The 13,883-nt window shown below is 72.1% G+C and carries 12 protein-coding genes; 10 read left to right on the top strand and 2 right to left on the bottom strand.

Annotation, left to right across the window (positions count from 1 at the left end; genetic code table 11):
* The 5 genes from J1M44_RS10515 to J1M44_RS10495 form a co-directional block, all read left to right on the top strand.
* The coding region (locus tag J1M44_RS10515; protein WP_241253005.1) for a class I SAM-dependent methyltransferase at positions 1-1,297 on the top strand (1,297 nt) is incomplete at its 5' end.
* A gap of 170 nt (positions 1,298-1,467) precedes the next feature.
* Positions 1,468-2,532 carry a siderophore ABC transporter substrate-binding protein gene (locus tag J1M44_RS10510; protein ID WP_206480946.1) on the top strand — a complete coding sequence of 355 codons (1,065 nt, stop codon included), beginning with the start codon at positions 1,468-1,470 and terminating at the stop codon, positions 2,530-2,532.
* Positions 2,529-3,587: an ABC transporter permease gene (locus tag J1M44_RS10505; RefSeq protein ID WP_080983937.1), complete on the top strand. Its 1,059-nt coding sequence runs from the start codon at positions 2,529-2,531 to the stop codon at positions 3,585-3,587. Before J1M44_RS10510 ends, J1M44_RS10505 begins: the two co-directional genes overlap by 4 nt.
* Entirely contained in the window at positions 3,580-4,668 is a 1,089-nt protein-coding gene (locus J1M44_RS10500; RefSeq protein ID WP_002857582.1) for an iron chelate uptake ABC transporter family permease subunit, read from the top strand. Before J1M44_RS10505 ends, J1M44_RS10500 begins: the two co-directional genes overlap by 8 nt.
* Positions 4,665-5,420 carry an iron ABC transporter ATP-binding protein gene (locus J1M44_RS10495; RefSeq protein ID WP_002857584.1) on the top strand — a complete coding sequence of 252 codons (756 nt, stop codon included), beginning with the start codon at positions 4,665-4,667 and terminating at the stop codon, positions 5,418-5,420. Before J1M44_RS10500 ends, J1M44_RS10495 begins: the two co-directional genes overlap by 4 nt.
* Before the next feature lie 219 nt (positions 5,421-5,639).
* Here the strand turns inward: J1M44_RS10495 and J1M44_RS10490 are convergent, their stop codons facing one another.
* The gene (locus J1M44_RS10490) at positions 5,640-6,617 is read right to left on the bottom strand and encodes a hypothetical protein (RefSeq protein WP_002857586.1); all 978 of its coding nucleotides are present in this window, start codon (positions 6,615-6,617) and stop codon (positions 5,640-5,642) included.
* Positions 6,618-7,140: 523 nt separating this feature from the next.
* Here J1M44_RS10490 and groES point away from each other — a divergent pair.
* The 4 genes from groES (at position 7,141) to J1M44_RS10475 (ending at position 10,690) form a co-directional block, all read left to right on the top strand.
* The gene (groES, locus tag J1M44_RS10485; protein ID WP_002857590.1) at positions 7,141-7,437 is read left to right on the top strand and encodes a co-chaperone GroES; all 297 of its coding nucleotides are present in this window, start codon (positions 7,141-7,143) and stop codon (positions 7,435-7,437) included.
* A gap of 108 nt (positions 7,438-7,545) precedes the next feature.
* Positions 7,546-9,153 (top strand): chaperonin GroEL, encoded by a 1,608-nt coding sequence (gene groL, locus J1M44_RS10480; protein ID WP_206480945.1) that lies wholly within the window; start codon positions 7,546-7,548, stop codon positions 9,151-9,153.
* 151 nt (positions 9,154-9,304) lie between these two features.
* Entirely contained in the window at positions 9,305-9,583 is a 279-nt protein-coding gene (locus J1M44_RS11980; RefSeq protein WP_330986838.1) for a hypothetical protein, read from the top strand.
* 93 nt (positions 9,584-9,676) lie between these two features.
* On the top strand, positions 9,677-10,690 hold the full coding sequence (locus tag J1M44_RS10475; protein WP_330986837.1) for a BCCT family transporter: 1,014 nt from the start codon (positions 9,677-9,679) through the stop codon (positions 10,688-10,690).
* Between the two features lies 1 nt (position 10,691).
* Here the strand turns inward: J1M44_RS10475 and J1M44_RS10470 are convergent, their stop codons facing one another.
* On the bottom strand, positions 10,692-12,125 hold the full coding sequence (locus J1M44_RS10470) for a dicarboxylate/amino acid:cation symporter (RefSeq protein WP_060775387.1): 1,434 nt from the start codon (positions 12,123-12,125) through the stop codon (positions 10,692-10,694).
* A 186-nt stretch (positions 12,126-12,311) separates the two neighbouring features.
* On the opposite strand from J1M44_RS10470, the gene guaB reads away from it, so the two are divergent.
* Positions 12,312-13,856, top strand: a complete 1,545-nt coding sequence (gene guaB, locus J1M44_RS10465; protein ID WP_002857598.1) for an IMP dehydrogenase — start codon at positions 12,312-12,314, stop codon at positions 13,854-13,856.
* Positions 13,857-13,883 lie beyond the last annotated feature (27 nt).

Raw genomic sequence — 13,883 nt, 5'->3', positions numbered from 1 at the left:
CCCCACGGCCGCCGCCTCGGAGGCGGACGCCACCGCCCTGGCCCCCGTCCTCGAGCCGGAGGGCCGCGCGCTGCTCGACTCCCTCGCCGGGTACCGCGAGGCCGACGCGCTCGCGGTCTCCTCCCGCCTGCGTGCGGCCGGGCATCCTCCGGAGCGCGTGGCCGCCGCGCTGACCCAGGCCGCGCTGCGGTCCCGCGCGGAGGCCCGCCTCGGGCCGGAGGCGCGCCGGATGCTGTTCACGCGCGACGGCCTGGAGCAGGCCACCCGCCCGCAGGTCGCGGGCCTGCACGCGGACCGGCTGGCGGCCGCGGGGGCCCGGCGCGTCGCCGACCTCGGCTGCGGTCTCGGCCTGGACGCGCGCGCCTTCGCCGACCGGGGCCTGGACGTCGTGGCGGTGGAGCGGGACGCCGTCGTCGCCGCGGCCGCCGAGGTGAACCTCGCCGGCCACCGCGGCGCGCGGGTGGTGCACGGCGACGCCGTGGCCTGGGCCCGCGCCCACGTGCCCGCCGAGGCGGACGCGGTGTGGCTGGACCCCGCCCGCCGTCAGGTCGGCGGGGGCGGGTCCACGCGCGTGTTCGACCCCGAGGCGTTCTCCCCGCCCCTGAGCGTCGTGACGGACATCGCCGCGACGGGCGTCCCGGTCGGGGTCAAGCTCGGCCCGGGGCTCCCGCACGAGGCCGTGCCGGCGGGCGCCGAGGCCGAGTGGGTGAGCCTCGACGGCGACGTCGTGGAGGCCGCCCTGTGGTTCAACGCGGCGGCCCGCCCCGGGGTGCGGCGGGCGGCGCGCGTCATGACCGTCCGGGGCGGGGAGACGACGACGGCGCAGCTCGTCTCCGGCGCGGACTTCGGCGACTCGCCCGAGGTCGAGGCCGTGGGGGAGGCGGGCATGGCGGGGCTCGTCGGCGCGGTCCTGCACGAGCCGGACGGCGCCGTCATCCGGGCCGGACTCGTGACGGATCTGGCCGCGTCCTGGCCCGTGCCGACGCGGCAGCTGGACCCCCACCTGGCCTACCTCGTCGCGCCCGAGCCCGTGCGGGACGGCCTGGCCCGCGCCCATCGGATCGAGGCGGTGCACGGCTTCCACCTGGCCTCCCTGCGGCGCTGGGCGAAGGAGACCGGGGTGGGCCGGCTGGACGTGAAGAAGCGGGGCATCCGCGAGACGCCCGAAGAGGTGCGGCGCGCCGTCCTCGGCGGTGCGAAGACGGGCCGGCGTGGCGGGGCTGGACGGCACGCCACCCTCGTGCTGGCGCGCGTGGGTCGGTCGCGGTTCGCCCTCGAGGTGACGCCGTTGGACTGATGGGGCTCGCGGCCGCGGGCTCCGGGCGGCGAGACCCGTCGAACTCCCGTTGGGGGATTACGGCACCCTCGTGTACGGTATTCGACTGAGGCAAGGCTCACCTCCACGGGAGCGCGCCCACCACCCCGACTGCTCATCCCGGGGCTGCCCCGCCGCCCAGAAGGAGAACCATGCCGCGTTCCGTCCGCGCCCCCCGCCTCGCCAGTCTCGCCCTGACCTCGGTGGCGGCCCTCGCCCTCGTCGGCTGCTCCGCCGGCGGCGCGGCCACGAGCTCGTCCTCCGCGACCGCCTCCGGCGAGTCCTCGGCCTCCACGAGCGCTTCGGGCAGCTCCTCGGCCGCCTCGGGCGGCATCGCGACCGGGGCCACCGTCACCGACATGTCCGGCGCCGAGGTCACCCTGCCGGAGGAGGTCGACTCCGTCATCGCCACGGACAACCGCACCTTCCGCACCCTGGACGACTGGGGCGTCGAGCTGTCGGCCGCGCCGAAGCAGATCATGTACAAGGGCGAGGGCGGGCCCTCCTACCTCCAGGACGACTCGGTCGCCGACATCGGCAACCACCGGGAGCCGGACATGGAGCTGTTCGTCACGGCGGAGCCGGACGTCGTGTTCAACGGTCAGCGGTTCAACGAGCGCAAGGCCGAGATCGACGAGCTGACCGGCGACGCCGCCGTCGTGGACACGGACTTCGACGTCACGCAGACCCCCATGGACGAGGGCCTGAAGAAGCTGACCACCCTGCTGGGCGAGGCCACCGGCCACGAGGCCGATGCCGAGAAGCTCATCGCCGACTTCGACGCCGCGACCCAGCGCGCCAAGGACGCCTACGACCCTGAGCAGACCGTCATGGGCCTCATCGCCTCGGGCGGCGAGCTCTCGTACGTCGCGCCCAGCACCGGCCGCGCCATCGGCCCGTTCTTCGACATGCTGGACCTGACCCCGGCCCTCGAGCAGTCGGGCACCGACAACCACCAGGGCGACGACATCTCCGTCGAGGCCATCGCGAAGTCGAACCCGGACTGGCTGATCGTCATGGACCGCGACGCCGCCGTCGGCGAGGAGAACGCCACCGCCGCCGAGCTGATCGAGCGTTCCGAGGCCCTCCAGGACGTGACCGCGGTGAAGGAGGGCAACATCGTGTACCTGCCCGCCGACTTCTACGTCGCCGAGGACATCCAGAACCACACCACCGTCATGGAGGACCTCGCGAAGGCCTTCGAAGGCGCGCAGTGATCGTCGACGTGCGTCACCACGTCGCCGACGCCCCGCCCCGGCTCCAGGAGCCGGGGCGGGGCGACCGCGTGTGCTGGGTCCCGCCCGCCGTCCTGCGGCCCGAGCGCACCCGCTGGCAGCGCACCTGGCCGCTGCTGGTCGGCGTCGTGGTGACCGCGGTCCTCGTCGTGGTCTCGCTGTTCGTGGGCGTGTACGACGTCGGCGCGGAGGGCGGACGCGAGATGTTCGCCATCACGCGCGTGCCGCGCACGGTCGCCCTCGTGCTGGCCGGCGCCTCGATGGCGATGTGCGGGCTGATCATGCAGCTCATGACGCAGAACCGCTTCGTGGAGCCGAGCACCACGGGCACCACCGAGTGGGCCGGGCTCGGCCTGCTGGTCACCATGGTGCTCATGCCGGGGGCGGGCCTGGTGACCCGCATGGTCGGGGCCATCCTCTTCGCCTTCGTCGGCACCCTCGTGTTCTTCCTCTTCCTGCGGCGTGTGCGCCTGCAGTCCTCCCTCATCGTGCCGATCGTGGGCATCATGCTCGGCGCCGTGGTGGGCGCCGCCTCGACGTTCCTCGCCCTCCAGACGGACATGCTGCAGCAGGTGGGCGCGTGGTTCGCCGGTTCGTTCACCTCCGTGGTCCGCGGCCGGTATGAGCTGCTCTTCCTCGTGCTGATCGTGTGCGTGGCGGTCTTCGTCATCGCGGACCGCTTCACCGTGGCCGGCCTCGGCAAGGACGTCGCCACGAACGTCGGCCTCAACTACGACGCCGTGATCCTCACCGGCGTGGCCATGGTGGCCGTGGCCACCGGGGTGGTCACCGTGGTGATCGGGGCCCTCCCGTTCCTGGGGCTCGTGGTCCCCAACCTCGTGTCCATGGTCCGCGGCGACAACCTGCGGACGAACCTGCCCTGGGTGGTCATGGTCGGCGTGTGGATCGTGATCGTCTGCGACCTGATCGGGCGCACCGTGATCGCCCCGTTCGAGGTGCCCATCTCGCTGATCCTGGGCCTCGTGGGCGCGATCGTGTTCCTTGCCCTGCTGCTGAGGCAGGCCAAGCATGGCTGAGCCGCTCGCGACCGCCCCGGGTCGCCTCCCCGCCCCGCCCGGCGGCGCCACCGCGGCCGGGCCCGTCGACGCCGACGCCCCTCGCCGGTCCGGTGCGTTCGTCACCGCCGCCGACCGCCGGAGGTATGCGGTCGTCGTCGCGGTGCTGGCCGCCGTCGCCGTGCTCTCCACCGCCGGGGTCCTGCTGTGGGGCAACGAGGCCGAACCCGGCTCGCGCGCGTTCTGGATGATCGCGCGGATGCGCGTGGAGTCCCTGGGAGTGATCGGGATCGTGGCGCTGTGCCACTCCTTCGCGACCGTCAGCTTCCACACGGTGACGGGCAACCGCATCATCACGCCCTCGATCATGGGGTTCGAGGCGCTCTACACCGCCGTGTCGACCGCCGCCGTGTACGTGCTGGGGGCCGCCGGCGTCGCGGTGCTGACCGGGGTGGGGCCGTTCCTCGCCCAGGCCGCGCTCATGGTGGTGCTGGCGACGGCCCTCTACTCGTGGCTGCTCTCCCGGCCCTACGGCAGCGTCCATCTGATGCTGCTCGTGGGCGTGGTGCTGGGCGGCGGGCTGGCCGCGCTGAGCACGTTCATGCAGCGGTTGCTGGACCCGAACTCGTTCGACCTGCTGAGCGCGCGGCTCTTCGGCAACATCTCCAACGCCCGGACCGAGTACGTGGCGATCGCCGCGCCCATCGCCGTCGTCGTGTGCGCGCTGCTGTGGCTGCGCTCCCGCCGCCTGAACACGGTGGCGCTCGGCGCGGACGCCGCGACCAACCTGGGCCTGCACCACCGGCGCGAGCTCATGGTGACGCTGCTGCTGGTCTCCGTGCTGATGGCCATGACCACCGCGCTCGTGGGCCCGATGACGTTCCTCGGCTTCCTCGTGGCGACGCTGGCGTACAGCCTCGTCGACACCCACGACCACCGGTTCATCCTCCCGGTGGCGGCGCTGGCCGGGTACGCGGTGCTCACGAGCGCCTACTTCGTGCTGCGGCACGTGTTCTACGCGGGAGGTGCGGTCACGGTGGTCATCGAGCTGATCGGCGGCATCACCTTCCTGGTCGTCGTGATGAGAAAGGGACGTCTGTGATCGAGCTGCGCGGCGTGGTGAAGCGCCACAGCGACGAGGTGTGCATCGGACCCGTGGACCTGGACATCCAGGCCGGGGGAGTGACCGCGCTCGTGGGGCCCAACGGGGCGGGCAAGTCCACGCTGCTGACGATGATCGGCCGACTGCAGGACGCCGACGCCGGGACGATCGCCGTGGGCGGGCACGACATCACCACGACGCCGTCCCGGAAGATCGCGCAGACCCTGTCCATCCTGCGGCAGGAGAACCACTTCGTGACGCGGCTGACCGTGCGACAGCTCGTGGGGTTCGGGCGCTACCCGTACACGCGCGGGCGGCTGACCCTGGAGGATGAGCGGCACGTGTCCGACGCGATCGACTTCCTCAACCTCGGCCCGTTCGAGAACCGGTACCTCGACCAGCTCTCGGGCGGCCAGCGGCAGCGCGCGTACGTGGCGATGGTGCTGGCGCAGAACACCGAGTACGTGCTGCTGGACGAGCCGCTGAACAACCTGGACATGCAGCACTCGGTGCAGATGATGCAGCAGCTGCGCCGGGCCGCCGACGAGCTGGGCCGGACCGTGGTGATCGTGCTGCACGACATCAACTTCGCCGCCCACTACGCCGACCGGATCGTGGCCATGGGGGACGGCCAGGTGGTGGAGACCGGCACCCCGGCCGAGATCCTGCGCCCCGAGGTGCTGGAGCGGATCTTCAAGACCCCCTGCAGCGTGGTGGACGGACCGCACGGGCCGCTGGCCGTGTACTACTGAGCGGGGCGACGGTGAGGCCGGCCCGAGTCGGGCGGGGCCAGCCCGGTCCGGGCGGGGGCCGGGTGCCCGGTCGGCGCGAGCGTTCCGGGGCAGAACCCGCCGGGTCTCGCCTTCCGGGGGCAGAACCCGCGTGTTTCCAGGTTCCGTGGGCAGAAACGCCCTCGCTTCTGCCCACGGAACCCCTGCGCACAGACGGCAGGGCTATACGCGACGACGACGTCAGGCATCCCAGCCGTTCGAGACCTGTGCCCGTCGTCTGAGGACGGCCTCGATCACCCGCGCGTACCCCTCGCCGACGTCCCGGCCCGTGACGTGCAGGGTCATCTGCCCACGTTCCGCGTAGTACTGGTCTCGCCGGGCGTCCCGGGCGTGTTGCTCGGCACTCCGGTGCACCTCGCCGTCGTACTGGAGGACGAGCCGGCAGTCCTCGAACCACAGATCGGCCTCGGGGGCGTCCCGCCGCCCGGGGTCGAACACGTGCTGCAGCGTCGGCTCGCCCAGCCCCGCCTCGACGAGCGCCAGCCTCAGCCGGGTCTCCTGCGGCGAGTCGGCACCCACCCGTACGCGCTCGAGCGCCGCCGTCGCCCGCGGTCTTCCGACGAACCGCCCGAGCGGCCGCATCGCCTCGTGCACCGCGGTGACCGTGGTGACGGGAGGCCGCCGGCCGCGCGGGGACCAGGGGTGACGGACCAGGTGGTCACCCGCCGACACGAGGGATGCCTCGTCCCAGGGGTGGCCGATCGAGCACAGATCGAGCCAGGTCCGTTCCGGCGTCGTCACCCGTAGCCCGAGCACGGAGGTGACGTGGCCGGCGGGCAGGGGTCTGCGGTGCTCCATGACGCCGGGGATCCGCGCCCGTGCGGTGCCGCGGTGCAACGTGATCTCGACGGCGGCGCGTCGCGTGGCCCCGCCCGGGGGAAGTGGGAGGCCGTGGAGGTGCGCCGCCGTCTCGTGGGAGAGGACGGCGTCGGGACGGGACCGCAGGAGGGCGGTCAGCAGGTCGAGGCCGACCCCGTGGTGCGGCGGCGGGAGCCCAGCCGACTCCCAGGTGCGCAGCGGCATGTCACGTCGGCGGTGGATGCCGCGGGCGAGGCGGAGGACGTCGGACCGCCGCACCCGGCTGGGCGGCAGACCGCGTTCGAGCACGTCGCGGGTGGTGAAGACGGGGACGAGGGGGAGGTCGGGGGCGAAGGGCATGGGTCGACCCTGACGCGGTCGGCCCGACGGCGGCCGGGCGGGCCGCGTGTCTGTGCACACCGGCGCGGGGTGGGCCGGCTGTGCAGGACTGGGCGGCGGCCGGTTGTCCCGCCGGGACGACGTCGTCGTGGCTCGGTGGGCAGAACTGCGAGGAGTTCCGCCCACGCAACATCCGTGGGCAGAAGAGAGGGCGCTTCTGCCCACGGAGATCGAAAACCTGCGGATGCTGCCCACGCGATGGGCGGGGGTGCGGTTTCTGCCCACGGAGGGTGGCCCACCGCGCCCCACGCCTCCGCCCACGGCGGACGGTGAGGACACGGCTGGCACTCATGTTGAAGGAGTGCCAAAAGCCGGAGTAGAGTCAGGACTGGCACTCGGGGGTACCGGGTGCCAATGCCCGAGGTGGACCGTCCGGCACCGCGACGACGGAGGGTCTGACGCCCGTGGCGCACCCGCAGACCACAGCATCAGCGGACCGGCGAGCCCGCCGGAGCCGCACGTCGACGAAGAAGGAGTGTGCAGCATGTCTGTCTCCATCAAGCCCCTCGAGGATCGCATCGTTGTCCGCCCCCTGGAGGCCGAGCAGACCACCGCGTCGGGCCTCGTGATCCCGGACACCGCCAAGGAGAAGCCGCAGGAGGGCCAGGTCGTGGCCGTGGGCCCGGGCCGGGTCGCCGAGAACGGCAACCGCGTGCCGGTCGACGTCGCCGAGGGTGACGTGGTGCTCTACTCCAAGTACGGCGGCACCGAGGTCAAGGTCGGCGGCGAGGAGTACCTGGTGCTCTCCGCCCGCGACGTGCTGGCCGTCGTCACCAAGTGACCCCGCCGCGACGGGCCCGGTGAGCGGCGCGCACCGCACCGGTGCGCGCGCCCCGGGCCCCTCGCGTCCCCGCACCCCCTGACTCCCTGAACGAAAGGAGCGTCCGTCATGGCCAAGCAGCTGGCTTTCAACGACGACGCACGCCGCGCCCTCCAGGCCGGCATCGACAAGCTCGCCGACACCGTCAAGGTCACCCTCGGCCCCAAGGGCCGCAACGTGGTGCTCGACAAGGCGTGGGGCGCCCCCACCATCACCAACGACGGCGTCACGATCGCCCGCGAGGTGGAGCTGGAGGACCCGTACGAGAACATGGGCGCCCAGCTCGCCAAGGAGGTCGCCACCAAGACCAACGACATCGCGGGCGACGGCACCACCACCGCCACCGTGCTGGCCCAGGCCCTCGTGAACGAGGGTATGCGCCAGGTCGCCGCCGGCGCCGCGCCGGGCGAGGTCAAGAAGGGCATCGAGGTGGCCGTGGCCGCCGTCGAGCGGCGCCTGCAGGAGAACGCCCGCCCGGTCGAGGGCCAGGAGGTGGCCCACGTGGCCGCCATCTCGGCCCAGAACGACGAGGTCGGCGAGCTGCTGGCCCGCGCGTTCGACACGGTCGGCACCGACGGCGTCATCACCATCGAGGAGTCCTCCACGACCTCCACCGAGCTGGACGTCACCGAGGGCATGCAGTTCGACAAGGGCTTCCTGTCCCCGTACATGGTCACCGACGCCGAGCGTCAGGAGGCCGTGCTCGAGGATGCCTACGTCCTGATCAACTCGGGCAAGATCTCCAACGTGCAGGAGCTGCTGCCCCTGCTGGAGAAGGTCCTGCAGGCCAACAAGCCGCTGTTCGTGATCGCCGAGGACATCGAGGGCGAGGCCCTGTCCACCCTCGTGGTCAACAAGATCCGCGGCACCCTGAACGTCGTGGCCGTCAAGGCGCCGGGCTTCGGCGACCGCCGCAAGGCCATGATGCAGGACATCGCGATCCTCACCGGCGCCCAGGTCGTCTCCCCGGACCTCGGCATGAAGCTCGAGCAGGCCGACCTGGACGTGCTCGGCTCCGCCCGCCGCATCACCGTCACCAAGGACGAGACCACCATCGTCGACGGCGGCGGTGCGGCCGAGGACGTCGAGGCCCGGGTCGCCCAGATCAAGGCCGAGTCCGCTGCGACCGACTCCGACTGGGACCGCGAGAAGCTCCAGGAGCGCCTCGCCAAGCTCTCCGGCGGCATCGGCGTGATCCGCGTGGGCGCCGCCACCGAGGTGGAGCTCAAGGAGCGCAAGCACCGCATCGAGGACGCCGTGTCCTCGACCCGCGCCGCCCTCGAGGAGGGCATCGTGGCCGGCGGCGGCACCGCGCTCATCAACGCGCTGACCGTGCTCGACACCGACGCCGACGTCCAGGCCCTGACCGGTGACGCGGCCGTGGGCGTGGACATCGTCCGCAAGGCCCTGAAGCAGCCGCTGCGCTGGATCGCCCAGAACGCGGGCGAGGACGGCTACGTGGTGGTCTCCAAGGTCGCCGAGCTGGAGCCGAACCACGGCTACAACGCGAAGACCGGCGTCTACGGCGACCTGATCGCCGATGGCGTGATCGACCCGGTCAAGGTGACCCGCTCCGCGCTGGCCAACGCCGCCTCCATCGCGGCCCTCGTGCTGACCACCGAGACCCTCGTGGCGGACAAGCCCGCCGACGAGGACGAGGCCGGCCACCAGCACTGACCCCTGCGTCGGCCCTGACGCGGCCGGCCGACGACGACGGCCCCTCACCCGCCCGGGTGAGGGGCCGTCGTCGTGCGGGCGGCCACGGCTGCGTCGCTTCGTCCGGGAGTACTCCTATCCGCACGGCATCCACCCGGCCCTCGTGCCGGGCGTGTCCGTGGAGGACCGCCGGGTGCGCTACGGCGTGGACCCGGTGATCCTCGCCGTCGTCGGGCTGCTGGTGGTCGGGTTCGTGGTGTGGGGTGTGCTGCAGCCGGACGCCGTGCTGGCCGTCTCGAGCGCGGCCCTCGACTGGGTGATGCTCCACGCCGGCTGGCTCTTCGCGGCCGGCATCGGCATCGGCATCATCTTCTTCGGCCCGTACGAGCCGCTGACCTACTATCTGGCCCCGCGCCCGGGGCGTACGAGGCGGGGAGCGAGGAGGCGGTGACGGGCGCGCTGGCCCAGGCCGCGCTGCACTGGGGCGTGAGCGCGTGGCACGGCGGCCTCGCTGGGCATCGGCGCCCTGCAGATCGGCCGCGGCGTGGAGATCGTCTCGGGCTGGTCGGCGCCGGGGAACACGGTGGCGCTGGGGATCATCGTGGTGCTCACGATCGGCACCATCGTCTCGGCGGTGTCCGGTGTGGCCCGCGGCGCCTCGATGGCCGAGGGGGAGGACATGCAGGAGTTCCTCTCCCACTGGACGATCTTCTACTGGGCGTGGTGGGTGAGCTGGGCCCCGTTCGTGGGCGTGTTCATGGCGAAGATCTCGAAGGGCCGGACCATCCGCCAGTACGTCCTCGGCGCCCTGTTCATCCCGGCCGCGGTGATCGTCGGCGCATTCACGATCATCGGCGGCACCACCGTCTGGCTGCAGCGGACCCGGGGCTCTGTGGCGCCGGACGGCACGGCCGCCTCGCTGCCCGCGCCGGCGGAGATCTTCTGGGTGGTCCTGGACCAGCTGCCCGGCGGCGGGCTGGTGGCCCCGGTCGTGATCGTCATGCTGGCGGTCTTCTTCATCACGACGGTGGACTCCGCCTCGATCGTGAACTCGCAGCTCTCGCAGCGCGGTGCCCCGGCCCCGCGCCACACGATCACGGTGTTCTGGGCACTGTGCATGGCGGGCATCGCCGTCGTGATGCTGCTGACCGGCGGCGACACCGCGCTCACCGGCCTGCAGAACCTCATCACCATCACGGCGCTGCCGTTCACCGTGGTGCTCGTCCTCATGGCGGTCGCGCTCCAGCGCGAACTGGCCAACGACCCCTTCGCGATCCGTGACCGGTACCAGCGGGCCGCCGTCGAGAAGGCGACGGTGCGGGGCCTGGTGCAGTACGGGGACGACTTCGCGTTCACAGTGGAGCGCACCCCGCCGGGCAGCTGGTACGCGGCCGGTGAGGGGTTCGACTCCACCGCCGCGGCGATCACCGACTGGTACCGCCGCACGGACGAGGACGGGAACCCGGTGGACTACGACTACGTGCTGGGCGAGTACCCGGACGAGGGGGACGGGGACGACGCGGACGGGCCCGCCGGAGCGGGCCCGTCCGGTCGCTGACTCAGGCGCGCGGCTCCGGGGTGCCGACGAGCTCGGCGCGGGAGTCGGCGGTCGCGTGGGCGCGGGCCTCGACGATCTCCTCCTCGTCCTCGCCGAAGATGTCGCCGCGCGGGGCGTCGTAGCGGTCCCGGTCGAGGATGCCCTCCTGGGAGGCCACGAGCGCGGGGATGAGGGCCTGGCCGGACACGTTGAGGGCGGTGCGGCCCATGTCCACGATCGGGTCGACGGCCAGGAGCAGGGCCATGCCCTCGAGGGGCAGCCCGGCGGTGGACAGCGTGAGCGTGAGCATCACGGTGGCGCCGGTGGTGCCGGCGGTCGCGGCCGAGCCCAGCACGGACACGAGCGCCACGAGGGCGTATTGGCTCAGGCTCATGTCGATCCCGTAGAACTGGGCGATGAACACGGCGGCCACGGCCGGGTAGATCGCGGCGCAGCCGTCCATCTTGGTGGTGGCGCCCAGCGGCACGGCGAAGGAGGCGTAGCCGGTGGGCACGCCGAAGTTGCGCTCGGCCACCCGCTGGGTGACGGGCAGCGTGCCGAGGGAGGAGCGGGAGACGAAGCCGAGCTGGAAGGCCGGCCACACGCCCGTGAAGAACTGCTTGACGGAGAGCCCGTGCAGGCGCGCCAGCAGCGGGTACACCACGAGCATCACGAGGGCCAGGCCCACGTAGATCGCCACCACGAACTTGGCCAGCGTGCCCATCGTGGACCAGCCGTACGAGGCCACGGCGTTGCCCAGCAGGCCGATGGTGCCGATCGGGGCCAGGCGGATGATCCACCACAGCAGCTTCTGGATGATGGCGAGCACCGAGCGGGAGAACGTGAGGAACGGGGCGGCCTTCTCGCCGACCTTGAGCGCGGCCACGCCCACGACGATCGCGATCACGAGGATCTGCAGCACGTTGAACGTGGGGGAGGAGGCCAGCGCGCCGTCCTCGCCTGCCGTGGTCTTGACCGTCAGGCCGAGGAAGTTCGCCGGCACCAGGGAGGTCAGGAAGTCGAGCCAGCCGACGTCCTTGGCCTGGTACGACGCCGGCGCGGTCTGGCCGGTGCCCACGCCCGGCTGCAGCACGACGCCGACGGCGAGGCCGATGAGCACCGCGATCAGGCTCGTGATGGCGAACCACAGCAGGGTCTTGGCGGCCAGGCGGGCCGCATTGGTCACCTGGGCCAGGTTGGCGATGGAGGCGACGACGGCGAAGAAGACCAGCGGGACGACCGTGGCCTTCAGCAGGCTGATGTAGATGCTGCCGATGGTGGCCAGCGTCTCGCCGAGCCAGGTCGGGTGCTCGGAGGTGTGCCCCGTCGCGCGGGCGATCAGGCCCAGGACGAGGCCGAGGACGAGGGCGGCGGCGATCTGCCAGCCGAAGTTCGACGTCCAGGCGGGGAGCCGGCGTCGGGGCGCCGGTGCGGGGGAGGACTGTGCGGTGCTCATCCGGGGGAGATTAGGCGGACCAATACCATGACACCGAAACGGATTGCGTCATGTGACGTCGTGGTGACGTCCGTCTCGTCCCCGCGTGGCCCAGCACGGGGGTCCTGTGATGTGCCCCGCACCCGGGTCACCGGTTTGACCCCCGGGCATAGAATCGCGGAAACACCCGTCCCGAAAGGCGCCTTCGTGACCACCACCAGCACCGGTCCCAGCCCCGAGCCCGTCCACTCCTCCTCGGATCCCTTCGGCTTCTTCGGCCTCACCTATGACGACGTCCTGCTCCTGCCCAACGCCACGGACGTGATCCCCGCGGACGCGGACCCGGCCACCCGGCTGACCCGCAACATCCGCTTGAACATCCCCATCGTCTCCGCGGCGATGGACACCGTGACCGAGGCTCCCCTGGCCATCGCCATGGCCCGCCAGGGCGGCATGGGCATCATCCACCGCAACCTGTCCATCGAGGACCAGGCCCGCCACGTGGACACCGTGAAGCGCTCCGAGTCGGGGATGATCAAGGACCCCGTGACCATCGGCCCCGACGCCACGCTCGCCGACCTGGACGAGCTGTGCGCCCAGTACCGCGTCTCGGGCCTGCCGGTGGTGGCCGAGGACATGACGCTGCTGGGCATCATCACCAACCGCGACACCCGCTTCATCCCGCGCGAGGAGTGGGCCACCCGCACGGTGGACACCGCCATGACCCGCATGCCGCTGGTCACCGCGCAGGAGGGCGTCTCGCGCGCCGAGACGATCCGCCTGTTCTCCCAGAACCGCGTGGAGAAGCTGCCGCTCGTGGACGATGCGGGCCGCCTGACCGGCCTGATCACCATCAAGGACTTCGACAAGGCGGAGCAGTACCCGGACGCCGCCAAGGACGACGAGGGCCGGCTGCTCGTCGGCGGCGCCGTCGGCTTCTTCGGCGACGGCTGGGAGCGCGCCATGGCGCTCGTCGAGGCGGGCGTGGACGCCCTCGTGGTGGACACCGCGAACGGCCACACGCACGGCGTGCTGGACATGATCGCGCGCCTGAAGAAGGAGAAGGCGGCCGCGCACGTCGACGTCATCGGCGGTCAGGCCGCGACCTACGCGGGCGCCAAGGCGATCGTCGACGCCGGCGCGGACGCCGTGAAGGTGGGCGTGGGCCCGGGCTCGATCTGCACGACCCGTGTGGTGGCCGGCGTCGGCGTCCCGCAGATCACCGCCATCTACGAGGCGGCCAAGGCCACGCGCCCCGCGGGCGTCCCGCTGATCGCCGACGGCGGCCTGCAGCACTCCGGTGACATCGGCAAGGCCCTCGTGGCCGGCGCCGACTCGGTGATGCTCGGCTCCCTGCTGGCCGGCACGGCCGAGTCCCCGGGCGACCTCGTGTTCTACCAGGGCAAGCAGTTCAAGACCTACCGCGGCATGGGCTCCCTGGGCGCCATGCAGACCCGCAACGGCACGCGCTCCTTCTCCAAGGACCGCTACTTCCAGGCGGACGTGCCGGACGAGGACAAGCTGATCCCCGAGGGCATCGAGGGCCAGGTGCCCTTCCGGGGCCCGGTCGCCTCGGTGGTCCACCAGCTCGTGGGCGGCCTGCGCCAGACGATGTTCTACACGGGCGCGTCCACGGTGGCCGATCTCAAGGAGAACGGCCGCTTCGTGCGCATCACCGCGGCGGGCCTGAAGGAGTCCCATCCGCACGACATCATGATGACCGTCGAGGCCCCGAACTACCGTTCGCGCTGACCCGCACGTCGGGTCCGGGGCGAGCCC

Origin of the sequence: Micrococcus sp. KRD128 (assembly GCF_017168395.1) — a bacterium.
GTDB lineage: Bacteria > Actinomycetota > Actinomycetes > Actinomycetales > Micrococcaceae > Micrococcus > Micrococcus luteus.
Note: the sequence above shows the minus strand (reverse complement) of the source record. Positions and strands in the feature narration are given on the sequence as shown.